The organism is Sphingopyxis sp. 10G20-10 (assembly GCF_057365075.1).
Map to the genome: position 1 here is coordinate 2,020,062 of NZ_CP195117.1, position 24,312 is coordinate 2,044,373.

18 protein-coding genes and 1 pseudogene are annotated in these 24,312 nt (G+C 58.0%); 4 read left to right on the forward strand and 15 right to left on the reverse strand.

Features of this window, described 5'->3' with window-relative positions; genetic code table 11:
• Positions 1–101: 101 nt before the first annotated feature.
• From ACR3XE_RS09900 to ACR3XE_RS09920, 5 genes are read right to left on the reverse strand one after another with little or no spacing between them, the layout of a single operon-like run.
• Positions 102–1,367: a Y-family DNA polymerase gene (locus tag ACR3XE_RS09900; RefSeq protein ID WP_473697810.1), complete on the reverse strand. Its 1,266-nt coding sequence runs from the start codon at positions 1,365–1,367 to the stop codon at positions 102–104.
• Positions 1,368–1,412: 45 nt separating this feature from the next.
• A complete protein-coding gene (locus ACR3XE_RS09905; protein ID WP_473697809.1) occupies positions 1,413–2,066 on the reverse strand; it encodes a phosphatase PAP2 family protein in 654 nt (217 codons plus the stop codon).
• 13 nt (positions 2,067–2,079) lie between these two features.
• On the reverse strand, positions 2,080–3,492 hold the full coding sequence (lpdA, locus tag ACR3XE_RS09910; protein WP_473697808.1) for a dihydrolipoyl dehydrogenase: 1,413 nt from the start codon (positions 3,490–3,492) through the stop codon (positions 2,080–2,082).
• A complete protein-coding gene (locus tag ACR3XE_RS09915) occupies positions 3,485–3,901 on the reverse strand; it encodes a hypothetical protein (protein WP_473697807.1) in 417 nt (138 codons plus the stop codon). Before ACR3XE_RS09915 ends, lpdA begins: the two co-directional genes overlap by 8 nt.
• A gap of 14 nt (positions 3,902–3,915) precedes the next feature.
• Positions 3,916–5,202: a pyruvate dehydrogenase complex dihydrolipoamide acetyltransferase gene (locus tag ACR3XE_RS09920; protein WP_486185695.1), complete on the reverse strand. Its 1,287-nt coding sequence runs from the start codon at positions 5,200–5,202 to the stop codon at positions 3,916–3,918.
• Positions 5,203–5,361: 159 nt separating this feature from the next.
• On the opposite strand from ACR3XE_RS09920, the gene ACR3XE_RS09925 reads away from it, so the two are divergent.
• On the forward strand, positions 5,362–5,817 hold the full coding sequence (locus ACR3XE_RS09925) for a universal stress protein (protein ID WP_473697806.1): 456 nt from the start codon (positions 5,362–5,364) through the stop codon (positions 5,815–5,817).
• Between the two features lie 27 nt (positions 5,818–5,844).
• Here the strand turns inward: ACR3XE_RS09925 and ACR3XE_RS09930 are convergent, their stop codons facing one another.
• From ACR3XE_RS09930 to phaR, 4 genes are all read right to left on the reverse strand, one after another.
• Positions 5,845–7,800, reverse strand: coding sequence for a CocE/NonD family hydrolase (locus ACR3XE_RS09930; protein WP_473697805.1), 1,956 nt, complete (start codon positions 7,798–7,800; stop codon positions 5,845–5,847).
• A 73-nt stretch (positions 7,801–7,873) separates the two neighbouring features.
• Entirely contained in the window at positions 7,874–10,177 is a 2,304-nt protein-coding gene (locus ACR3XE_RS09935; RefSeq protein ID WP_473697804.1) for a ribonuclease R family protein, read from the reverse strand.
• The gene (gene proS, locus ACR3XE_RS09940) at positions 10,178–11,704 is read right to left on the reverse strand and encodes a proline--tRNA ligase (protein ID WP_473697803.1); all 1,527 of its coding nucleotides are present in this window, start codon (positions 11,702–11,704) and stop codon (positions 10,178–10,180) included.
• A 49-nt stretch (positions 11,705–11,753) separates the two neighbouring features.
• Positions 11,754–12,296, reverse strand: a complete 543-nt coding sequence (gene phaR, locus ACR3XE_RS09945) for a polyhydroxyalkanoate synthesis repressor PhaR (protein ID WP_473697802.1) — start codon at positions 12,294–12,296, stop codon at positions 11,754–11,756.
• A 536-nt stretch (positions 12,297–12,832) separates the two neighbouring features.
• On the opposite strand from phaR, the gene ACR3XE_RS09950 reads away from it, so the two are divergent.
• Positions 12,833–15,961: a TonB-dependent receptor domain-containing protein gene (locus tag ACR3XE_RS09950; protein WP_473697801.1), complete on the forward strand. Its 3,129-nt coding sequence runs from the start codon at positions 12,833–12,835 to the stop codon at positions 15,959–15,961.
• A gap of 85 nt (positions 15,962–16,046) precedes the next feature.
• Here the strand turns inward: ACR3XE_RS09950 and ACR3XE_RS09955 are convergent, their stop codons facing one another.
• Positions 16,047–17,099, reverse strand: a complete 1,053-nt coding sequence (locus ACR3XE_RS09955; RefSeq protein ID WP_473697800.1) for an alanine racemase — start codon at positions 17,097–17,099, stop codon at positions 16,047–16,049.
• Positions 17,100–17,143: 44 nt separating this feature from the next.
• A complete protein-coding gene (locus tag ACR3XE_RS09960) occupies positions 17,144–18,757 on the reverse strand; it encodes an MFS transporter (protein ID WP_486185696.1) in 1,614 nt (537 codons plus the stop codon).
• A 149-nt stretch (positions 18,758–18,906) separates the two neighbouring features.
• On the opposite strand from ACR3XE_RS09960, the gene ACR3XE_RS09965 reads away from it, so the two are divergent.
• Complete coding sequence (locus tag ACR3XE_RS09965) at positions 18,907–19,674, forward strand: cyclase family protein (RefSeq protein ID WP_473697799.1); 768 nt, start codon at positions 18,907–18,909, stop codon at positions 19,672–19,674.
• A 27-nt stretch (positions 19,675–19,701) separates the two neighbouring features.
• Here the strand turns inward: ACR3XE_RS09965 and ACR3XE_RS09970 are convergent, their stop codons facing one another.
• On the reverse strand, positions 19,702–20,109 hold the full coding sequence (locus tag ACR3XE_RS09970; protein WP_473697798.1) for an MAPEG family protein: 408 nt from the start codon (positions 20,107–20,109) through the stop codon (positions 19,702–19,704).
• 138 nt (positions 20,110–20,247) lie between these two features.
• On the opposite strand from ACR3XE_RS09970, the gene ACR3XE_RS09975 reads away from it, so the two are divergent.
• Complete coding sequence (locus ACR3XE_RS09975; protein ID WP_473697797.1) at positions 20,248–21,636, forward strand: peptide MFS transporter; 1,389 nt, start codon at positions 20,248–20,250, stop codon at positions 21,634–21,636.
• Here the strand turns inward: ACR3XE_RS09975 and ACR3XE_RS09980 are convergent, their stop codons facing one another.
• The 3 genes and pseudogenes from ACR3XE_RS09980 to ACR3XE_RS09990 all read right to left on the reverse strand — a co-directional run bounded on the left by ACR3XE_RS09980 (position 21,637) and on the right by ACR3XE_RS09990 (position 24,310).
• The gene (locus tag ACR3XE_RS09980) at positions 21,637–22,008 is read right to left on the reverse strand and encodes a tRNA-binding protein (RefSeq protein WP_473697796.1); all 372 of its coding nucleotides are present in this window, start codon (positions 22,006–22,008) and stop codon (positions 21,637–21,639) included.
• A 4-nt stretch (positions 22,009–22,012) separates the two neighbouring features.
• Positions 22,013–24,020 (reverse strand): annotated as a pseudogene (locus ACR3XE_RS09985) (ATP-binding protein).
• Between the two features lie 8 nt (positions 24,021–24,028).
• The gene (locus tag ACR3XE_RS09990) at positions 24,029–24,310 is read right to left on the reverse strand and encodes a hypothetical protein (RefSeq protein WP_473697795.1); all 282 of its coding nucleotides are present in this window, start codon (positions 24,308–24,310) and stop codon (positions 24,029–24,031) included.
• Positions 24,311–24,312: the final 2 nt, after the last annotated feature.

The following is a 24,312-nucleotide window of genomic DNA, read 5'->3' on the forward strand; positions in this document are numbered from 1 at the left end:
GATTAAGCAGCGATGGGAAAGCGGTTTTTCGCATAGGATCACCCCTGCTTCGATTGCCCGTTACCTTGGTGGCAAACTGTGGAAAAGGCGACCAGAAAAATCTATTCAAGAAACTCCTCGCGGTCCGGAATGCGGGTGAAAGCAATTTTGGTTCCGGAAAAGCTGCGCCCTGCCGACGGCAACATACCGATCAACGCACTGTCACGCCCGAAACGGTGATTGATCCGATCGAGCGCGCGGGACAGGCTGCTCATCTTGTCGCGATGCACTTGTGATGCACCGCCCCCCATCGCATCAAACAGATCGGGCTGCACAAGGGTTTCCTCCACCAGTCCATGCAGGACAACCGACAGTTTTTTCACCAGAATACCCTTTTCTGATGGAATATAATTGCCCCAAAAAACCAGCAGCATATCAAGAAAGATCATGCTGTCCTGAGCCGGACGGCAACGGGCTTCGGCACGGACGCGCCGCCCATCCTCCAGTCGCGCCGAAAAACCGAATATGGTGGCGCAATATCCCAGCCGACGCAGGCGACTGGCCGCTTTCAAGGTCAAACGGCGCGCGACGTTGATAGCCTGATCCGGCGGACGCAGCAAAGGCCCTAGAACATGACTGTGCCCGATGCTGCGCCGCTTTGTTTCCAGTTCGGGCAGATCATGGCCGCGCAGCAGATACCACATCCGCTCGCCCCAAATGCTGCCCCAGGCCTGCCGCATCGCCCGTCGGTCCAGCGCCCATATGTCGCGCATCGTGACAATGCCCTGATGCCGCAACCGCCGCTCCATATTGCGCCCGATGCCCGGCAAATCCATTGGTTCAAGTTCCATCAACCGCCGCTCGACATCGTCGGGCATCAGGATGGTAAGTCCATCGGGTTTCTCTAGGTCGGTCGCAACTTTGGCCAGATAGCGGTTGGCCGCAACACCAATGGAACAGCGCACATAGGGACCAAGGTTGGCGGCCAGCCCTGCCTTGATCGACAGCGCAATTTTCAACACCGCCGCCGCCGGTGCCTCATTGCGCAACAATTGCGAGGCCATTTCATCAATCGAGCAAACAGCAGTTACCGGTATGTGCCGATTAATCTCGTCAATCGCGCGATGGTGGTAATCAACATAGGCCTCGTGTCGGGCAAGAACGCAGATCAGCTCCGGGCATTTTTGCCGTGCTTCCCATATCGGGGTCCCGGTTTTGACCCCGAAAGCCTTGGCTTCATAACTCGCCGCAATCGCGCAGGTGCTGTCGGTTTCGACAGGAATCACGGCCACCGGCTTGCCGCGCAGATCCGGCTGCAACTGCTGTTCTACGCTGGCAAAATAGCTGTTGAAATCAAGGTAAAGCCATTTGAGCGGGCTGGGCGACATGAGGAATCCGATTGCAAAAATTCACAGCCCACTCTTATATGTTCTTTATTTGTTCTTATCAAGCACGCTGGTCGCGGGTCCATGGCGATCGCTGGATAAGGACAGCAGAAAAGCAGCAGCACAGGCAAAAGCGCCGCCCAGCATCCAGCCGCCAACCACATCGCTCGGCCAATGCACGGCCAGCATGACGCGCGACAGACCGGTTGCCATGATCATCACCGCGGCAAGCGCCTGCCACACCGGATGACGCGCCTGCGGCACCAGCATGATGAAAAGGATATAGACGACCGCCGCGTTGGTGGCGTGGCCGCTGGGGTAGGCGAAGCTGTGAATCGGGTCGAGTTGTGGGACAAGGTCGGGGCGAACGCGGGCAAAACCCTGTTTCAACAGGCTTGACACCCCGCTCGACAGCAAGGCGGAAAAACCCATCGTCAACCCCGCGACCCAACCCCACCAACGCCACAGGACTGCCGCCAGCAAAACGACGATGATGTAACGCTGGAGGCCGCCGCCGATCCAGCTGATCGCCTGCATCACTGCAAGCAACGCATCCGACGAACGCCCGCGCTCCAGATTGAGCGCGTGGGACACCGCCAGGTCAAAGCCTTGCAAATCGCCACGACCGACCAACCAGCCAAGCAGCAGCACAGCACCGAACAGCACCGCCGCAGCCGACAAGAGGCGAAAGGAAGGGGTCAAGCCTTAGGCAAGATCAAATATGAAGCGCCCGTCCATAAGCGCCGAGCACGCTTTCGTGCATCATCTCGCTCAGCGTCGGATGCGGGAAGACGGTGTTCATGAAATCGACCTCGACCAGTTCGGCGGTCTTGCCGACGGTATAGCCCTGAATCAGCTCGGTCACTTCGGCGCCCACCATATGCGCGCCGAGCAGTTCGCCGGTCTTGGCGTCAAACACCGTCTTGATGAAGCCTTCGGCTTCGCCCAGCGCAATCGCTTTGCCATTGCCGATGAAGGGGAAATTGCCGACCTTAACGGTATAGCCCGCATCCTTGGCCTTTGTCTCGGTCATGCCGACGCTCGCAACCTGCGGATGGCAATAGGTGCAGCCCGGAATGTTGAGCGGGTCCATAGCGTGCGGATGGACGTCCTTATTGCCGAGGGCTTGCGCAATCGCTTCGGCGGCGATGACGCCCTCATGGCTCGCCTTGTGCGCCAGCCACGGCGGCGCGGTGACATCGCCAATCGCCCACAGGCCCGACACATTGGTGCGGCACATCGGATCGGTGTCGATATGGTCCTTCGTCGTTTTGACCTTCAACGCCTCCAACCCGATCTCCTCGGTATTGGGGACGATACCAATGGCGACAATCGCATGGCTGAATTCGGAGCTTTCGACCTTGCCGTCCTTGGTCTTGATCTTCGCCGATACGCCCTTGGCGCCGGCCTTCAATTCCTCGACCCCTGCGCTAGTCAGAATCGTCATGCCCTGTTTCTTGAGCGCCTTTTCAAGGAAGGTCGACACATCGGCATCTTCGACCGGAACCACGCGGTCGAGCATTTCGACCACGGTCACTTCGGCCCCCATATCCTTATAGAAGCTGGCGAATTCAATCCCGATGGCACCCGACCCGATGACCAGCAACTTGGTCGGCATTTCGGGCGGCACCATCGCATGACGATAGGTCCAGATGCGCTTGCCGTCGGCGGGGGCAAACGGCAGATCGCGGGCACGCGCGCCGGTCGCCACGATGATGTGCTTCGCGGTCAGTTCTTCGGTCTTGCTGTCCTTCGTCACGCTCAGCTTGCCCGGCGCGGTCAGCTTGCCGTCGCCCATATGAACCGTGATTTTATTCTTCTTCATCAGATGGGTGATGCCCTGATTAAGCTGCTTTGCGACCCCGCGCGACCGCTTCACCACCGCGTCGATGTCAGCGCTGATCTCCGCCGCTTTCAGCCCATAGGCGCCCGCATTCTGCATATAATGATAAATCTCGGCCGACCGCAGCAACGCCTTGGTCGGGATGCAGCCCCAGTTGAGGCAGATACCGCCGAGCAACTCGCGCTCAACAATCGCAACTTTCAGCCCTAGCTGCGACGCGCGGATTGCCGCGACATAGCCGCCCGGCCCCGAGCCAAGAACGATCAGGTCATAGGATTCAGCCATGGGGTATTTCCCTTTTCTTGCGTTTCAAAAGATCCAGATTGCACAAAATCCACACGATGGTGGTCGCGATCGCCGGAACAATCGCCAGATTGGCATAAGCGATGACGTCGGTCAGGAAATAGACCAAAGCCCAAGCCGCTATGGCTCCTCCCACGAACAACAATATCGCGCGCACTGCTGTGTGCAGGGGCGTGCGCGCCAGTCCCGCCGCTATGATCGTGACCGCCGCAATCGTCACAAACACCATGACCAGCGTATAAGCCGCGTCCTGCCAGTCGGTAAAAACTCCGTCAAATCCGTCGAACCCGACCTGTGCAATCGTAAACGCCGACCGCCCCACCACCGCTGCGATCACCGTGGGCAACGCCAGACGCCGGGTGATCCAGTGAAGGATAGCAGCGGGGCTCATTGCCCGTTGCCCATCTAGGCCACCAGACCCAACGGGTTCTCCACCAATTGCTTGAATACCTGCATCAGTTGCGCCCCGTCGGCCCCGTCGATGGCGCGATGATCAAAGCTGCCGGTCGCGCTCATCACGCTGGCAATGGCAAGAGCATCGTCGACGACATAGGGGCGCTTTTCGCCTGCGCCGATTGCCATGATCATGCCCTGCGGCGGATTGATGACGGCTTCGAACTGCTTGATGCCATACATGCCCATGTTCGACAGGCTGGCCGTGCCGCCCTGATATTCCTGCGGCTGCAATTTGCCCTCTTTGGCGCGGCCCGCCAGATCCTTCATCTCGGTCGAAATCGTGCTGATCGCCTTGCCGCCCGCATCGACGATGATCGGGGTGATAAGGCCAGCGGGAATGCTGACGGCGACGCTGATGTCGGCGCGGTCATAGCTGATCAGCTGATCGCCCGCGAAGCTCACATTGCATTTCGGCACCGCGATCAGCGCTTTGGCGAGCGCCTTGATCATCAGATCATTGACCGACAATTTCACGCCTGAGGGTTCGAGCGCTGCGTTGAGCTCGCCACGCAATTTCAACAGCTTGTCGAGCTGAATATCGACGGTCAGATAGATATGCGGCACCTGCTGCTTGCTCTCGGTCAGGCGGCGCGCAATCGTCTTGCGCATATTGCTCAGTTTTTCGGTACTGTGCGGAATATCGGTATCGACCGGGGCCGCAGCGGGCGTTGGTGCTGCACTTGGGGCCGCTGCAGGCGGAGATGCTGCCGCACCCGCCGGAGCACCCTCTAGATCGGCTTTCACAATTCGACCGCCCGGACCGGATCCTTTCAGCGTCGACAGATCAATGCCCTTTTCCGCAGCAAGCCGCTTGGCCAGCGGGCTGGCCTTGATTCGATCACCTGATGATGAAGTGGGTGCGGGAGCGGGTGCCGGGGCGGGCGCCGGTGACGGCGCAGGAGTTGGAGCCGACGTCTTCTCCGCGGCAGGCGCAGGTGCTGGCGCGGGTGCAGGCGACGGAGGGGGAGCCGCTTTGGCCGCGCTCGCATCTTCATCCTCACCCGTAATCAGCGCGATGACCGTGCCGACTTTCACATTGTCGGTGCCCTCGGCGACGGTGATCTTGCTGATGACGCCTTCATCGACCGCTTCAAATTCCATTGTCGCTTTATCGGTCTCGATTTCAGCGAGCAGGTCGCCCGATTTGACCTCATCGCCTTCCTTGACCAACCATTTGGCGAGTGTCCCCTCCTCCATCGTCGGTGAAAGGGCTGGCATTTTGAGTTCGATCGGCATGGTACGGCATATCCCTGTCAGTCTGGCAGGGTCGGCCTGCCGCTACGGATTGTTCCTCACCATAAGCACCGCGTTGGTCAAGGTCTATCCGCTGAAACTTGCCTTTCATACGAATGTGAAGCAATCTGCCACAGACAAAAAGATAAAGGGGTCGGGGGTATGCGGACATATTTGGTGGTGATCGACGATAGCCCGGAAGCGGCATTGGCGCTGCGCTTTGCCGCACGGCGCGCGGCGCGGACAGGCGGCGGCGTCACGGTGTTGGCGATCATCGCGCCACAGGATTTCCTTGCCTTTGGCGGCATACAGGCAACAATCGAAGCCGAAGCGCGCGAACATGCCGAGGAACTCGTCTCGGCGGCGGCCGATGCGGTGGCCAAAGAAGCCAATATCGTCCCGAAGATTCGAGTGAAATCGGGCGACCCCGCCGAAATCGTGCGGGAGATTATCAGTGAGGACGCCGACATATCGGCGCTTGTTCTAGGCACCGCCGCCCATGGCGCGCCGGGGCCGCTGGTCGCGCATTTTGCCGGACATGACGCCGGCACCCTGCCCTGCCCGGTCATGTTGGTCCCCGGCGGCATGGATCTGGGACGGCTGGAAGAACTCAGCTGAAATCAAAGGCCCGGGAGTCAGGGCTGTCTAGTGCGCTTTCGCCATCATCGCCGATTGATCGACCGGCACGATTGGCAACTGCACATTGCTCGCTTCGGTTCCACCTTGCATGATGGAAACTTGCTCTTTTTGATAATCCTCTGGCTTGGCCAGAAAGATATTGTCGACAAATTTCTGCGGATTGCGATCATATAGAGGGAACAAGCTCGACTGAATCTGCACCATGATCCGGTGACCGGGCTTAAAGATATGGTTCACGGTAGGTAGGCGGAATTGATACTTCTGCGTCACGCCCGCTGGAATAGCCGTCGGTTTCGACAGACTATCGCGATAGCGTCCACGGAAAATGTCCATGCTGATCGCCAATTGATATCCGCCCATTTTTGGATCGGTTGCATTTTCAGCCGGAAAAACGTCGATCAGTTTAACGACAAAGTCGACGTCCGACCCGCTAATCTTTGCGAATAAGTCGGCAATCGGCGCGCCCGACACGCGCACCGGCTGGGTCAACACACCGGTTTTATAGGTCAGCACATCGGGGCGTCCGTCAACCGACCGCTGATCGCTGACCAGCCAATCGGCCCAGCGGCCATCGCGAAAATTCACAGGCCGTGGCAGATGCGGCACCGGCTTAGCCGGGTCCGACACATAGTCGGTACTGCCCGCTTGCGGCACGTCAAAGCCCAGTTTCCCATTGGGGCCGACATAAATCGGGGTCAGGGGCGTTTCGCACCCACTGGCGCAGGCGAGCGGCCAGTTGGTAAACCGGTCCCAGTGATTTTCGCCAGTGTTATAGATGGTTGCTGCGGGCATTTTAACTGCGGGGCCATCTTTCAGATACTGGTTAAAGAAAGGCAGCACCATGTCCTGCCTAAACTGCGCAGCGGTGTCACCATTCCATTGAAACGGGCCAAGCGAACGGCCTTCGCGATTGATCTGGCTGTGCCGCCAAGGGCCCATGACAAGGTAGTTATTGCCCATCTTGCCTTTGGCTTTCAGCGCTTCCCACGACATGATGGCGCCATACATATCCTCTTGGTCCCACAGCCCCTGTTCCCAAAGCGTCGGGACATTGGACGGATTAGCCGCGAGCAGCTTGTCGAGCGCCTGATCCTGCCAGAATTCATCATAGGCCGGGTGAGCCAGCATCTTTTCCCAAAAGGGTAATTGGTCATAACCAGATTGCCTCGCCCAATCTCCGGCGGACCCGACTTCGCGGAAATTATCATAATCGTCATAGCCGCCGGTAGAGGGAGCTTTGCCTGCACCTTTATACCCCGTCTGCGCGCCAATCCACGCGATGTTGGCAAGCCGGAAGGCCCCGTTGTGGAACCAGTCGTCACCTCGCCAGCCGTCGATCATCGGGCTTTCGGGAACCGCTACCTTGAGAGCGGGGTGCGGGTGCAGCAACGCCATGGCGACTGTAAAGCCCTCATAAGACGACCCGATCATCCCGACGCGCCCGTTCGATTCAGGCAGATTCTTTTTGTTTACCAGCCAATCAATCGTGTCCCACGCATCGGTGGTGTGATCGACCTTGCTGTTGTTCAGCGGTCCGACTGGCGGGCGGGTAACAATATAGACGCCTTCTGATCCATATTTGCCCCGAATATCTTGATAAACCCGGATATAACCGCTCTTAGCGAAAATCTCATCGGACAAGGGCAACGTCGAAAGCATTGAGGTGCTATCACTGCGATTGGCACGCGCCTTGGCATTATAGGGCGTGCGGGTCAGCACGATCGGGGCATTTTTGACGCCCTTGGGCACGACGATGACCGTATAAAGCTTCTTTCCATCGCGCATCGGAATCATCACGACACGCTTGTCATAATCGTTGCGGTCTGTTGGCGTGGTAAAGCTTGCAGGAATATCGCCGTTCGTCTGCTTGGCCTTTGGCGCGACGCTATTGGAATCGTCATTCGCCGAAGCGCTCGAAAAGGCGAAGACGCCCAGCGCCACAAACAGTATCGATCGAAACATGCGTACCCCCGATTGCTTATTCTAGGGCGCGTTTCTGCCAACGCTCACGGCGATTGGCAAGCAGTCGCTGCGATTATCGTCCGCGATGACGTATATTGGCGGGGCGGCCGCGCTTACCCTTCATATGCTTGCTTTTGTGCTTCTTTACACCATCGCGCCTCGGCGGGCGTTTGCGGTCGCCGTCATCGGGCGCGTCGGGCAGCGTAAAGCGTAGCGCTCCGCTGATCGGGTTGGCATCGACCAACCGCAAATCGAGTTTCATCCCGATAGTATAGCTGACCTTGCCAAGCTCGCTGTCTAGAGCTCGCGCCGCCTCGTCATAAAGGAAGCGTTCGCGGCCCAGAGTCGATACCGGCACCAGCCCGTCGCCTCCCAGCCCCTCGACGGTCGCAAAAAAGCCAAAGGGCTGCACGCCGGTGATCCGCGCTGCAACGACTTCGCCGACCTTGCCCGACAGCCAGGCCGCGACATAGCGGTCGATCGTCTCGCGCTCGGCCTCCATGGCGCGGCGTTCCAGCCCGCTGATCGTCTCGCCAATCAACGCCAGTCCCTTGGTATCGGCGTCGCCTAGGCCGGTGCGGGCGGAAAAGTCCTTGGGTTTGCCCGGCACTTCCAACCGATAGGCATCGACCAAAGCGCGGTGCACCAGCAAGTCGGCATAGCGGCGGATAGGCGAGGTAAAATGCGCGTAACTGCCCAGAGCCAGTCCGAAATGGCCCGCATTGGCAGGACCATAATAGGCCTGCGTCTGGCTACGCAGAATGGCGGTCATGATCTCTGACAGGCGGTCGTCGTCCGAAAACCCGTCGATCAACCGGTTGAAAGTCGCCGGCGTGATAACCTGTCCTAGCGCAAAACTTTGATCAAAGGTCGCCAGATAGTCTTTCAAGCTCACCAGCTTTTCGCGACTTGGCGGCTCGTGAACGCGGTACATGACCGGTGACTTCTTGGCCTCCAGCGCCTTGGCAGCGGCGACATTGGCGGCGATCATAAAATCTTCGATCAGCCGGTGAGCGTCGAGCCGGTCACGGACACGAATTTCGGCGATCCCGCCTGCATCATCAAGGATGACCTGCCGTTCGGGAAGGTCAAGATCGAGCGGTGCCCGCGCTGCGCGCGCTTTGGCCAGCAAGCGCCAACAGTCCCACAAATCACGCAGCGCGGGCAAGACGTCGGCGGCCCAATTCTCTCCGTCTGGAACACTTTCACTATCGATTGCCGCTTGCGCCGCCTCATAGGCGATATTGGCCCGCAAGCGCACCAGCGCGCGGCTGAAACGCCATGACGTCACTTTTCCATAGCTATCAATCACCAGATGGCAGGCCATGGCTGCGCGATCTTGGCCAGCCTTTAGCGAACAGACCCCCGCCGACAGCGTTTCGGGCAGCATCGGAACCACCTGATCGGGGAAGTACACGCTGTTCCCGCGCCGCCGCGCTTCGCGGTCAAGTGCGCTGTCGGGCCGCACAAAATAGCTGACATCGGCAATGACGACCAGCGCGCGCCAGCCGCCCTTGTTCGCCGGGTCATCATCGGGCGTGGCCCAGACCGCATCGTCATGGTCGCGCGCATCGACGGGATCGATCGCCACGATGGGCAAGTCGCGCAAATCTTCGCGACCCCCTGCGTTCATTGGCAGCTGCGCTGCCTTCTCCGCCTCGGCCAGCATTTCTTCCGCAAAGACATGCGGAATTTCATGCTTGGCAATCGCGATCATGCTCAGCGATTTGGGGGCGAAGGGATCCCCGATCCGCTCAATGACCCGTGCCTTGGTCGCTTGACCACGTCCGCTCAGTTCGGCGCGGACCAGTTCGCCCAGCGCGGCGTCGCCCATATCGGCAACGGCGAAATCATAGCGGGCGCGCTTGTCGGCGGGGCGCAGCCAGGTCATCGGTTTGCCGCCCGGCCCCACATCGGTCACCAGCACACCAATCACCGTTTCACCGCCGGCTTGCAGCTTTTTCATCGGGTGCGCGACATGGCCGTTGCCGCGTTCTTCGGTGCGGGCAAGAATGCGATCGCCGACCCCCAGCGCGCCCTTGCGGCCCTTTTCCATCACCCGCAAGCGGGGTGGCGGAGTCGCCGCTTCCCAGCGTTCGGGTACGGCCCAAAGGACATCGCCTTCGACTGCCGCGATCCGCAGCACGGTCACCCGCGGCAACCCGCCATGTTTGTGAAAGGCCCGCCCCGCAGCCAGATCGACCAATCCCTCGTCGGTCATGTCTTTGAGCAACGCCTTCAGCGCGATCTTGTCCGCGCCATGCAGTCCGAAATGTCTGGAAATCTCACGTTTGCCGACCGGATCGCTGCTCGTTTCGATAAAGCGCAGGATCTGGTCACGGTTGGGTAGGCCAGCGGGCTGTTGCCGTTTTGCCAATTAATAGGTCCGCCCGATTAGCACCCGTTCAACGGCGGGCTCACCGGTAAAGAAACACACGCCATCGGCGGGCGCGGCGTCGAGCGCGGTGTTGCGCATAGTGATTTTCAGCGCCTTCAATTGCTCGACAATGCCATCGAGCACCGCCCCCGTCGGGCGCGACCATTGCACCTCGACCCAGCCGACGAACTTGTCTTCACCGCTGAAATGTTTTTTCAAATCGGTTACATCGCGGCGAATGTTTCCATCCAGTCGAGCTTTGGCATCAGCGTAAAGCGAGGCCTGTATATCCTCCAGAGTCGGCACCGCCTGCCCGACAAAGTCGCCGCGCGGGATGAAGGCGGAATTGAGCTTACCATCATCCTTGTACAACCGGTCACGGCGTACCACCGCGACATTGCCGCCGGCCACATCGCGTGGCCCCACTTCGACGATGATCGGTGCGCCCTTTTTGACCCAGCTCCACCGCTTGGTCGCGGCCTTGTTGGCGCCAGTGTCGAACAGAACGCGTACCGGCTCGCGAAAGGCATCCAGCGCCTTCAATTCGCCTTCCAACTGTTTGCAATAATCAAGAACCGCCCGATCCTCGTCATTGTCGCGCAGCATGGGAATGATGACGATCTGATGCGGCGCAATGCGGGGCGGACAGCGCAGTCCGTCATCGTCGCCATGCGTCATAATCACCGCGCCGATTGTCCGCGTCGAAAAGCCCCAGCTGACCGTATGGCACAGGCTATGACCGCCATCGCGGTTCTGGAACCGGATATTAGCCGCTTCGGAAAATCCGGTTCCCAGATAATGCGAGGTCCCGGCTTGCAGCGCCTTGCCATCCTGCATCATCGCTTCGATCGAATAGGTGGCAACGGCGCCCGGAAAACGCTCATTCTCCGGCTTTTCGCCGGCAACGACCGGAATCGCCAGCGCCTCTTCGGCTACACGGCGATACAGATCGAGCGCGCGCATCGTTTCCGCCACCGCGTCTTCGGTTGTCGCATGGGCGCTATGCCCTTCCTGCCACAGGAATTCTGCGGTGCGCAGGAACATGCGGGTCCGCATTTCCCAGCGGACGACGTTGGCCCATTGATTGACGCGCAGCGGCAGGTCGCGCCACGACTGGATCCAGCGGCTCATCGCTGCACCGATCACCGTTTCAGACGTCGGCCGCACGATCAGCGGTTCTTCCAGCTTGGCGTCAGGGTCGGGGATCAGCTTGCCCTTGCCGTCCGCAATCAGGCGATGATGGGTGACAACCGCCATTTCCTTTGCAAAACCATCGACATGGTCGGCTTCCTTCTCAAAGAAGGACAGCGGAATGAACAGCGGGAAATAACAGTTCTGGACGCCCATATCCTTGATACCGGCGTCCATAATCGTCTGGATGCGTTCCCATATGCCATAGCCCCAGGGCTTGATAACCATGCAGCCGCGCACACCCGATTCCTCGGCCATATCGGCTTCGGCAATGACATCCTGATACCAGCCCGCGAAATCGGCCTGCCGGGTTACGCTCAGCGCATGTTTGACCATTGATTCGTATTTTCTGTTGTTTGAAGCCTAAGGCCCGCCCTTGTGGAGCCTATTTGCCTTGCTTGGCAAGCGCAGCCTTTAGCGCGGCCACTTCTGCTTTCAAGGCTGCGATTTCGGCATCCTGCGCCTTGTTGGCGGCGGCTCCGGGAATCAGCGCGCCGGCGGCCTGCTGGAACATTTCCATGTTGCGGCGTGCCATCTCTGCGATCGGATTTTTGACCAGCGCTCCTTCGACCGCCGACCGGAATTGCACTTGGTTCTTACGAAACGCCGCCATTGATGCTTCCAGATATTGCGGAACCATACCCTGCATATTGTCGCCATACATGCCGATCAGCTGGCGCAGAAAATTGACCGGCAGCAAAGTCTCGCCGCGCGTTTCCTCGTCCATGATGATCTGTGTCAGCACATTATGCGTAATGTCCTCGCCGCTCTTGGCGTCCTGAACCCGAAAGTCGCGGCCATCGCGGACCATCGTCCCCAGATCCTCCAGCGTGATGTAGCAACTGCGTTCGGTGTCATAGAGACGACGATTGGCGTATTTTTTGATGATGACGACGTCGCCGTCAGCCGCAGCCTTTGATTTGGCCATATTTACTCGCGCTCCTGTCGACAGGGAGCAAAGCTGCGCCCGTCCTGTTCTGATTTTTGATAATTTGCCTGCTTTAGCAGTAGCACCAAAATATGATGCGTCGCAACATATGCGCTTGACCATAAAGCTGCGAACACCATTACCGAATCGCCACAATTAGATCGAAGGAAACTCAAAAAGTGCAGCCCTCGCAAATCGGGAACGCCAGCCGTGAATTTTTCTGCTTTGTCAGGCACTTCATTAATACAGCAACACACCTGCGAAATTATTTTTCAAACTTATGCTCATTCTTAGCAATTTTAGGATTGCGTAGGCGCCTCCCAAATAGATTTCATGTCGAGAAGTTGTCGATGTCTGAGGTCTTTAAGTATGGATATATACGCCAACCAATGTGGCGGAAATGACACAGTTCATCAGCAAACCCTTCGCTTTGGCCCATTATTTATACGCTAGGGCTTGTTTCCGCCACAAAATCCGTCTTTTTAGCCTCTAAGCTGTTCACCTTGGTTTCTTGAACGGCAAACGGGGAGTTTTTCATGACCAAATCGCACCTATTTTTAGGTGCTGCTGCCTTTGCAGTAGCCGCCTCGGTGAGCCAGCCTGTGCTCGCCCAAGACCAGCAAGCTTCGATTGATTGCGTCGATGCAGATAATAACGGTGTTTGCGATTCAAATGAGAGCGCAGACAACTCGATCGTTGTCACCGGTTCACGCATCAGAAGGACCGAGTTTAACAGCCCCGACCCTATCCAGGTTATCAGCCCTGAAATCGGACTGAAGCAAGGCCAGAATCAACTGGTAGAATTGCTACAGTCATCACCTGTTGCTCAGGGTTCGCTTCAGATCACTTCGTCCATCTCCAATGGCTTTGTTACCAATGGCGGTGCTGACGCACAGACGATCTCGTTGCGCGGTCTTGGCGCCGAGCGCACATTGGTTTTGCTCAACGGTCGTCGCGCTGGCCCTGCAGGCGTTCGTGGAGCCGTCGCCTCATTCGATCTTAACGTGCTGCCATTATCGGTTGTGCGTCAGGTTGAGATTCTCAAAACCGGCGCTTCGTCGATTTACGGTTCGGATGCCGTCGCCGGTGTTGTCAACATTTTGACTAAAGATAACAGTGATGGCTTCCAAGTCGGCGGATTTACATCGGTTCCTACCCATGGGGGTGGTGAGACGTATGACTTCAACCTGACCTATGGCAAACGGTTTAGCCGCGGCCACATCATGGCTACAGTCGATTACTTTCAGCAGCAAAACCTGCGCCGAGACGACCGTGACTTCCTCTTTTGCCAAGAAGAGTTCTTGAAGCGTGAAGCGGATGGCAGCCGTGCCGACATTGTCGATTTCCGTACTGGTCAGCCAGCTTGCAACGGCTCCATCGGCAATTTGATACTGACCAACAATGATTTTACTGGGCCAGGATTTTCGCAGGGACTGCTCGCTCCCAATGGTCGTCAGCTCTTCATCGGCCAATATGGTGCAAATCTAAGCCAGGTCGGTGTTTCCTATAATGATTTCGCCAATCTTGGCGTATCGGCTCCCGCAGACTTTTTTGGCCTCAATTTTGACGGTCCATCAACGGGCGCACTGAATCAATTCGAACCGCTCGAACAGTTTTCAGATGTCTTTTCAAAAGTATCACGCATCACCGGATATTTGGAAGGCTCCTATGAGATAACAGATAATATAGAAGTCTATACCGAACTGCTATTCAACAATCGGAAATCCTATAACAATGGATTTCAGCAGCTCAATGTGTTCCAGTTTACTGGCGATTCAGATTTACCAGCCTTCTTTTGTGGCCCCACAGACAATTGTGATCCTGGGGATGCCGGCGATCCATTTAATAGTGAATTCACGGGCAACTTCTTGCTTCGCCCATTGATTTTGACCAAATCCGACTTTTCTACCGATATCGATTATTATCGGGGCGTTCTCGGTTTCCGTGGAGACTTTGGCGGATTCCTCTCTGGCTGGAACTGGGATATCTATGGCCAGTACAGCCGCTCGGATGCTGATTACACGCAGGATGTCATTTTTCAGGATGCTTTGGATTCGCAAAGCTTCCGTACGCGTTCATGCGTCGGACAAACGACTGCAATCTCCAACACGCCTTGTATTGACATCGACTTTACAGATCCCCGCGTGTTGAAAGGCGAATTTACGCCGCAAGAGCGGGCATTCCTGTTCGGTAAGGAAACAGGCAACACCTTGTTCAAACAGATGTCTACCGAGGCGACACTGTCTGGCAATCTATTTGCATTGCCGGCCGGCAATGTCGGTGCAGCATTTGGTGGCACGATCCGCCGCGACGAAATCCGCGATGTTCCGGGTGAGTTCACGCGAGCTGGTAACGCCGCTTTGCGTACATCATCGGGCATCACGGCCGGTAAGACTGTCGCGTCAGAAATCTTTGGCGAAGTTGAAATACCGCTGATTTACAACACTCCATTCATCCAGAAGCTGACATTGTCAGGCGCAGGTCGCTATACCAATGTCGATGCAACGCGGCGCGATGGTGTAAAGGACAGTTTTAGCGACACAACTTGGAAAGCTGGCCTCAATTGGGAAGTCACTGATTGGCTCCGCTTCCGGGGTTCATGGGGCACATCATTCCGCGCCCCTGCTTTGTTCGAACTGTTCCTGGAAAATCAAACCGGCTTTCAGGCCCAGCAAGATATTGATATCTGCATCAACACCGCATCGAACTTGGCTCAGGGCAACATCAACCAGCGCATTTTCGATAACTGCGCTGCTGATGGGATCGGGCCTAACTTTACTGGCGCCACTGGATCGGCAACGATCGTTTCGGGCGGCGGCATCGGAAATCTGACCCCGGAAACCTCGACCGCCAAGACAGCAAGCGTCATTTTGACGCCTGATTTTAGCGGCATCTTATGGGGTGGATTGCGGACTAGTCTCGCCGTCGATTATTTTGACATCCGAGTGAAGGACGAAATTACTACGCTCGGCGCAGGCAACATTATCAACGGCTGCTACAACTCGGAATTCTTCCCTAACGAACCGCTCTGCAACTTGATCACACGCGCTCCTGCCGGAGATCCTGCTGCACAGAATATTACTCAGGTGCTCGACACCTTCGTCAATATCAACCGTCAACGGAACCGTGGCATCGATGTCACGGCCCGTATCGATCAAGACTTGGGTAAATTGGGTTCTTTGTCTTTCCAGGCACAAATGACGTGGCAGATATCTGATAAGGTTGCCTTGTTCGAGGGCACAGTGATCGACGACAATGGCGAAGCCAGCGAGCCAAAATGGGTTGGTGACTTCAATCTGTCATGGGAAAAGGGTCCGTGGACACTCTTCTACGGACTGGATGTCACGGGCGGCACGTCGGATCTTCAGGACCTGCTTGATGTTCAAGGTGGGGACCCCTGCCGGACCTCGGTATTCCGTCCGGGTGGCCGTTTCTGCCCCGACACTCGCTTGTCGCCGACATTCTATCATTCCGCGTCAATCACGCGCCGGATTGGTGACGAATTCCAGATTACCCTAGGTATGTCTAATATCTTCGACACACCACCGCCGCGCGCATCGACTGTTTTTGCAGGCATTACTGCAATCGGCCAAGCACCGGCGTTCGGATCGCAATATGACTATCTGGGTCGTCGCATTTTCATGAACATTCGAGGCAGCTTCTAAACCCAGAACTTTCGAAAATTGATGGGGGGCGCAGAAAATTCTGCGCCCCTTTTCGTATCTGAGCCACAACCCGGCGCACGAAAACTTAGGCTGGCACCCACACCCGTCCCATACGCGCGCCCAATCCCGTCAGCAGTTCATATTGCGACAAGCCACTGCGACGCGCCGTTTCGGGCAGGTCATAACTGACCTTCAGCCAATCCTCTTCTCCCAAACCCGCCGCCGCACTCGCGTCAAAGGCCAGCAAGTCCATCGACACGCGGCCAACCAGCGGCAACATATGGTCTTGCCATATCGCGTCACCATTCCCCGAATGACAGCGCAAATAGCCGTCTGCGTAACCCATGTTGACGATGGCAATCCGGCTCGCTTGCCCGGCAGTCCAGGTCGCGCCATAGCCGACCGTTTCGCCTGCGGGGACGTCGCGCATTTGCAGCACGCGCGCCTCTGGAAATACCACCTGGCGAATATGCCCTGCCGCTTCGGCGCGCGGGACGCCGCCATAAAGCGCGATCCCCGGGCGCGTCAGGTCAAAGCCATAGTCCGCCCCCAAACATATGCCGGCGCTGTTCGCCAAGCTATAGCGTCGTGCCGCCACCCGCTCTCGCACCGCCCGAAAAGCCGCCAATTGACGCACGTTCATCACATTATCTTCATCGGCGCAGGCCAGATGGCTCATTACCGTCTCGATCTTCAGCCCCGTCAGCGCACCACCCGCCACGTCGCTGATGCTCAGGCCTAACCGGTTCATGCCGGTGTCGACCATGACATCGCATGGTTGCCCTTCGCCCGCGCTGCGCCAGCGCGCTATCTGTTCGATGCTATTGAGCACTGGTCGCGCCGGAAGCAAGCGCGCTGCCGCCATATCATCGACGCCAACGCCGTGCAGCACCGACAGCGAAACGCCCGCAGGCAAGGGCATCAAGGCCGCCGCCTCGGCCCATGTCGCAACAAAGAAATCGCGACAGCCAGCCGCCGCAAGCGATTCCATCACCGCCCGCGCACCCAGCCCATAGCCATCGGCCTTAATCGCCGCGCCGCAAGAATCTGCGCCGCCAGTAAGAGCCAGCCAATGCCAGTTTGCAACAAGCGCTGAGGCGTCGATACGCAAGCGCAGCGGGGAAAGGATAGAGATCATAACGTCGCCCTAACGACCTTTGCCAAAGCCGCCAATGGCCAGTCTCAGCCTGGTGTTTTCGGCGCCTTGTCCCATTGTCCCTCAACCGGCTCTTTCAACCAGAACAATGTGACCAGAAACGCCATCGCGACAACGCCCCAAGTATACCATAACCCGGCATAGGCATTGCCTGTCTTGGCGATGATGAAGCTCGCAATAAGCGGCAGAAATCCGCCGAAATAGCCCGTCCCCAGATGATAGGGGATCGACAGCGACGAATAGCGCACATGCGGCGGAAACATTTCCGCCAACAACGCGGCGACCGGACCATATGTAAAACCAGAGAGTGCGCTCAGCACGAGCAGCGACAGCACAATGACCGCAATGCCTCCGATTTTCGGGATTTGCTTGTTAAAGTCATAGCCCGATGCCTCAAGTGCTGGTTCAAAGATTTCCGGCTCGACGCTCGCCAGTTCGCGCCCGCCAACCGTGACGGAAACGCTATCGGCAGATCCTTCACCATCGACGACGGTATAGGGAACACCCAATTTGGTAAGCTCGCCCAATGTCCGCCCGCAGGCCGTGGACTGAACCTTTGCAAAGGGGTCAAAGCTGCAATGCGCGCCCGTGACGACAATAGGCGCGCGATCTGCGGCGGCTTTCAGTGCCGGGTTTGCGGCGCTGCCCATCAGCCAAAAGGTCGGGAACAGTATAATCAGCGTGAGGCCATAGCCCCACATGATCGGCTTTTTGCGGCCAATGCGGTCGGACATATGACCGGCCCAGATGAAAAATCCCATACCCAGCGCCGCTGCGACACCGACAACGATCTCTGCCGCCGTATCATCAACCTTCATCGGCCCCTTCAGGAACGACAGGCCAGAGAACATCGCCGTGTACCAAATGACCGTCAGCCCCGCTGCGATCCCGAACAGCGCGCTAAAGATACGGCGTCTGTTGCCGGGGTAAGTGAAACTCTCCTTCAACGGATTTTTGGCGAGCTCCCCCTCGGCCTTCATCGCCTGAAACACTGGGCTTTCCGACAATTTGAGCCGCATCCACAGCGAAATTCCCAGCAGCGCTAGCGACAGAACAAATGGCACACGCCAGCCCCAGTCGTTCCACAGCGCGTCGGACATCAACACCTTGCAACCCAGCACGACAATCAGGCTCAGCACAAAGCCGCCAACGACGCTCGCCTGGATGAAACTGGTGTAAAACCCGCGCTTTCCGGGTGGCGAATGTTCGGCAACATAAATGGCCGCGCCGCCATATTCGCCGCCCAGCGCCAGCCCTTGCAAAATCCGCAGCCCAATAACAATCACCGGAGCCGCCATCCCGATTGCGGCGGCCGACGGGATCAGGCCAACCCCGGCGGTCGCAATACCCATCAGGGTGACAGTGACAAGAAACGTATATTTGCGCCCGAGACGGTCACCCAAAAAGCCGAACAACACCGCGCCAAGTGGGCGAAAGCCAAACCCGACCGCAAAGCCGGCCCAGACCAGCAAAATCTCTAGCGTCGCATTGTCGCTCGGAAAAAAAGTCTTGCCGATAATCCCCGCGAGGGTGCCGTAGATGAAGAAATCATACCATTCAAAGATGGTGCCCGCCGATGAGGCCGCGATGACAAGGCGTATGTCCTTGGCGGACGGTTGATAGACTACAGATTCACTCATCGCTCTGACGATCCCCCATATGCCGTTCGTCCTGAGCTTGTCGAAGGGCTGTTCTTCGACAAGCTCATGGCAAACTATGTTGTTTGTTGGCTTAGTCATAGTCGCTGTTCTGGCTTGCACAAGCAGGCCCGTGGCGGCAGCATCGCATCATGACCCAGTTTATCGACCTCTCGATCCCGATCACCAACGACATTGTGTCGGACCCCGACGTCATGCGTCCGCAAATCACCTATATGACGCACGAGGACACGTGGCAGCAGATTGCGATGTTCTTTCCGGGGCTAACGAAGGCTGACTTGCCCGATGGCGAAGGCTGGGCGGTCGAAAGCGTGACTCTCAGTACGCATAACGGCACGCATATGGACGCGCCCTGGCATTTCCATTCGACCATCGATCGCGGTGCCACCCCTGCCCCCAGCATCGATGAGGCCCCGCTCGACCTCTTCTTTCGTCCCGGCGTCAAACTCGACTTTTCCCGGAAACCGCACGGCCATGTCATCACTGCCACAGAGGTCGAAGCAGAGCTGGCGCGGATCGACTATGCCCTGCAACCACTCGACATCGTACTCGTCCAATCGGGCGCCATTTATGGCACCGACAATTTCACCGATCAGGGCTGCGGCATGGGGGAGGAAGCGACGCTCTATCTCACCGAGCGAGGCGTGCAGGTCGTCGGCACCGATGCGTGGAGCTGGGACGCGCCGTTCAGCCACACCGCGCGCCGCTGGGCCGAAACCCGCGACCCGTCGATCATCTGGGAGGGTCATAAAGCGGGCCGTATCCAGCCCTATTATCAGATCGAAAAACTGACCGGCCTTGACGCCCTGCCCCCCTTCGGCTGGAAACTAAGCTGCTTCCCCGTCAAAATCGAACGCGCCAGCGCGGGCTGGATAAGGGCCGTGGCGATTATCGACTAAACCGTCGGCCTTGCCCCGACGACGGCGTTATAAATTCACCGTCACCAGCAACCACAAGGTCCACCCGCTGAGCACCAACAGTGTCGCCCAAGTGGCGATCACGCCGATCTGGCGTGGCACCGGCGCTTTGCCCGGTACGCTTGCCATATGCAGGCCCCAAATATGGGCCACGCGGCCAATCAGGAAGATCGCGCCGGTAACCAGCAAACCCAGATGCCAAGCGTGAACGCTCTCTAGCAAGCCCAGCAACAGGATGACGATGGGCGCGTGCTCGGCCAGATTGCCATGGCTGCGCATCGCGCTGACCAGTTTGGCGTCATTGCCGTCACCATGTCCGACGCCCAGACGCAGGCGCTGGCGAACGGTCATCACGGCGGTCACAAGCAAAAGCAGCCCACAAATGGCTGCAACGAAAGCGGTAACTGGTAAGTTCATGGCAAATTCCCCCTCTAACAATGGCCGGACAATAGCCGCGAACAGCGTCGCTGCCTATCTCCCGCGCCTTTTTGCTGGAATCTCGCGTCGCGCGCGCTTATCCCCTCGGAAAATATAATTGCGTGGGAGCGAAATAGCATGACTCTGGCCGAAGCCACCCCGACCCTCGACATTGAAACGCACGCCGACCGCGCCTTCCTCGGTCACCCCAAGGGGCTGGGCTATCTCGCCTTTACAGAGGCGTGGGAGCGTTTCTCCTTCTATGGGATGCAGGCGCTGCTGGTCCTCTATATGACCAAGCATCTGTTGCTGCCCGGTGAGGTCGATAGCGTTGCGGGCATCGAGCAATTGCGCGCGCTTTATGGCGGCATTGACGGTCAGAAATTCGCCAGCGCCATTTTCGGCACCTATGCTGCGACAGTTTATCTCACTCCGATCCTAGGCGGCTGGCTTGCCGATAGGGTCTTGGGCAAGCGCCGCACCGTTTTGCTTGGCGCCGTCACCATGGCCGCAGGCCATTTCCTGATGGCATTCAACGTCACCTTCCTGCTCGCGCTGCTCTGCCTCATCCTTGGGTCGGGCATGTTCAAGGGCAATATCGCTAGTCAGGTCGGCTCACTGTACAAGCCCGATGACCTGCGCCGCGCCGATGCGTTCCAGATCTTCTATCTCGGGATCAACGCAGGCGTCATCGCGTCACCGCTGATTGTCGGCACGTTGGGCGAGAAAATGGGCTGGCATTGGGGCTTTGGCGCGGCGGGCGTCGGGATGCTCATTGCTCTTGCCATCTATGTCTATGGACAAAAATATTTGCCCAAAGACCATTTCGACGTCCCCAGCCGCACCGCCGAACCGCGCGCACCGATGTCAAAACAGGACTGGCTGTCGACGGCCGCGCTGATCTTGCTCATCCCCGTGATGGCGGTGGCGATTATTCCCAACAACCAGATTTTCAACGCCTATCTGGTCTGGGGTGATCGCGATTTCAATCTGATGTGGGGCAGCACGGTTCTGCCCACCACTTGGCTTGTAACGCTCGACGCCATTGTGTCGGTCAGTTTTCTGGCCATCGTTGCGCTGTTTTACCGTTGGTATGGCAAACGCTGGCAGGAACCCGATGAACTGACCAAGATCATCATTGGGTCGATCTTTTCCATCGGCGGTATGCTCTGCCTCTATATGGCCGCCGCGACCATGCCTCCGGGCGGCAAAATCGGGCTGTTCTGGCCGGTCATGTTCCACATCGTGAACAGCATCGGCTTCGCCCATATGCTACCGGTCAGCCTTGCGCTGTTCGCCCGCCTTGCGCCCAAATCGATCAACGCCACAGTGATTGGTCTTTATTATCTGGCCTTCTTTGCCGGCAACGCGCTGGTTGGCTGGGTTGGCGGCTGGTTCGAAGAAATGCCGACGACCAGTTTCTGGCTGATACATGCCGGCTTCGCCGCCGCATCGGGCGCGGTGTTCGTGCTGTTCAAGCTGTTCCTTGCCAGCCGGCTGATGGGGACAGCAGAAACCGCAGACTGATTAGAATAAGCGCGATCCGTTCGGAACAGTCTGGTCGGGCGCAAACAGGATCACCGCGCCTTCGTCATCGGCAAAGCCCAGCGTCAGCACTTCAGACATAAATTTGCCGATCTGGCGCGGCGGAAAATTGACAACCGCCGCGACCTGCCGCCCCGGCAATTCGTCGAGACTGTAACGGTCAACAATCTGCGCGCTGCTTTTCTTGATCCCGATGCCCGCGCCAAAATCGATACGCAGTTTGAACGCCGGCTTGCGCGCTTCGGGAAAGGGCTCGGCGTCGACGATGGTTCCGACACGGATGTCGACGCTCAGGAAATTGTCGAAGCCGATCACATCCGCTGCCGGCGCGTCGGGACGGTGAGACAGATGCACGGTCCTAATCCAGCTCTAAAATCACCGCATCAACGGCCAGGCTGTCGCCCTGCGCCGCGTTTACGCTTTTCACCACGCCGGTTTTTTTCGGCGCGCAGGATATTTTCCATCTTCATCGCCTCGACCGTCGCCAGCGGCTGCCCCGCCTCGACAGCATCGCCCGCACCAACGTGCAGCGCGACGAGCAGTCCCGGCATGGGACAGATCAGATATTTCGACAGATCGGGCGGAATTTTTTCGATCATATATTGGGTCAGCGGCGCGACCAGCGCGGGCAGCACATGCACCTCGTGGATGCGACCGCGCGTCACCATCTTATAGCCCGAACGCCAACGGCTCAGTTTGACCGCCAGTTCCTCGCCATCAATCTCTGCCACCACCAGCCGGTCGCCGGGGGTATAGGCCAGCGCCAAGTCCAGCGCCTCGCCATCGACGGTCAGATCATCACCATCAATATGGACGCGATACGCATCCTCATCGATACGCACGACCCAGCCGGCGGGCGGCTCCAACTGGTGTCCCAGCTGCCCATCAACGCGCCGTGCACGGTCGGCCTGCGCGCAACTGCAAAACGCCGCAATGCCAGCGAGAGACCGCTTGGTGGCGGGGTCGCCGGGGGCGCCATGAAATCCTTCGGGATATTCCTCGGCAATAAAGCCGGTGGTCAGATCTCCACTGCGGAATCGCGGGTGCTGCATAATCGCCGACACAAAATCGATATTATGCCCAACCCCCTCAATCTCGAACCGGTCGAGCGCCGCAATCTGCTTGTCGGCGGCCTCGTCGCGCGTTTCGCCCCATGTCACCAGCTTGGCGATCATGGGGTCGTAAAAGATCGACACTTCGCCGCCTTCCATCACGCCCGCGTCGACACGCACGCCGTCCACACCGCGCTCCTCGCCCTCCCACGCCGGAACCGGAGTGCGATAGCGCACCAACCGCCCCGTCGAAGGCAGGAAGCCGCGATAGGGGTCTTCGGCATAGACGCGATTTTCGATAGCCCAGCCCGAAATGCCGATGTCCGACTGCGTCAGGCTCAGCTTCTCTCCCGCCGCAACGCGTATCATCTGTTCCACCAGATCGATGCCGGTGATCGCCTCGGTCACCGGATGCTCGACCTGCAACCGCGTGTTCATTTCAAGGAAGTAAAAACTCTCGCCCGTCGGGTCGGCGCCGCTGACGATCAGTTCGACCGTCCCCGCGCTATAATAGCCCACCGCCTTGGACAGCGCGACACACTGCTCGCCCATCGCCTTGCGCATCTTGGGCGTGACAAAGGGGGATGGCGCTTCCTCGACGACTTTTTGGTGCCGCCGCTGGATCGAACATTCGCGCTCGTTCAAATAAAGGATGTTGCCATGCTGATCGCCGAGGATCTGGATCTCGATGTGGCGCGGGTTGAGGATGAATTTTTCGATGAACACGCGGTCATCGCCAAAGCTGTTCAGCCCCTCGCGCTTCGTCGCCTCAAATCCTTCGCGAACGTCCTTTTCATCATAGGCCAGCCGCATCCCCTTGCCGCCGCCGCCCGCCGACGCCTTCATCATCACCGGATAACCGATCTCGTTGGAAATCTTCACCGCATGTTCGGTATCGTCAATCTCGCCGACAAAGCCGGGAACAACATTGACCCCCGCCGCCATCGCCAGCTTCTTTGATTCAATCTTGTCGCCCATCGCCGCGATCGCGTTCACCGGCGGGCCGACAAAGGCGATGCCTTCCTTGGCCAGCGCCTCGGCAAAGCTGGTGCGCTCGGACAGGAAACCATAGCCCGGATGCACCGCATCGGCGCCGGTTGCCTTGCACGCCGCGATGATCTTGTCGGCGATCAAATAGGAATCGGACGCCGGAGACGGCCCGATATGCACCGCCTCATCGGCCATCTGGACGAAAGGCGCGCGCGCATCGGCGTCCGAATAAACCGCGACGGTCGCAATGCCCATCTTCTTGGCCGTCCGCATGACACGGCAAGCGATTTCACCGCGATTGGCGATAAGGATTTTCTTGAACACATCTTTTCCTATCGTTCAGTCTTCTCGCAAACGTTCAGGCTTCCGAGCTTGTCGTCCGCTTTGCATTTAAAGCCACACTCGTAGTCGCCTTGCACTTTTACACCGTCTTTGTAGTTGTTAATGCGATCGAGAATGTTTTTCGCTGATTGGCGACATTCTTCCAATGATGCGTAGCTGCCGATAGGGACGTCATCAGTGAGAACAGATCGGTTCGGATAGACCCAGCCCTTCCATTCAGACGCTTGACCACAACCAGCTAATGTCATTGTCAAAGTCAGTATTACAGCCATGC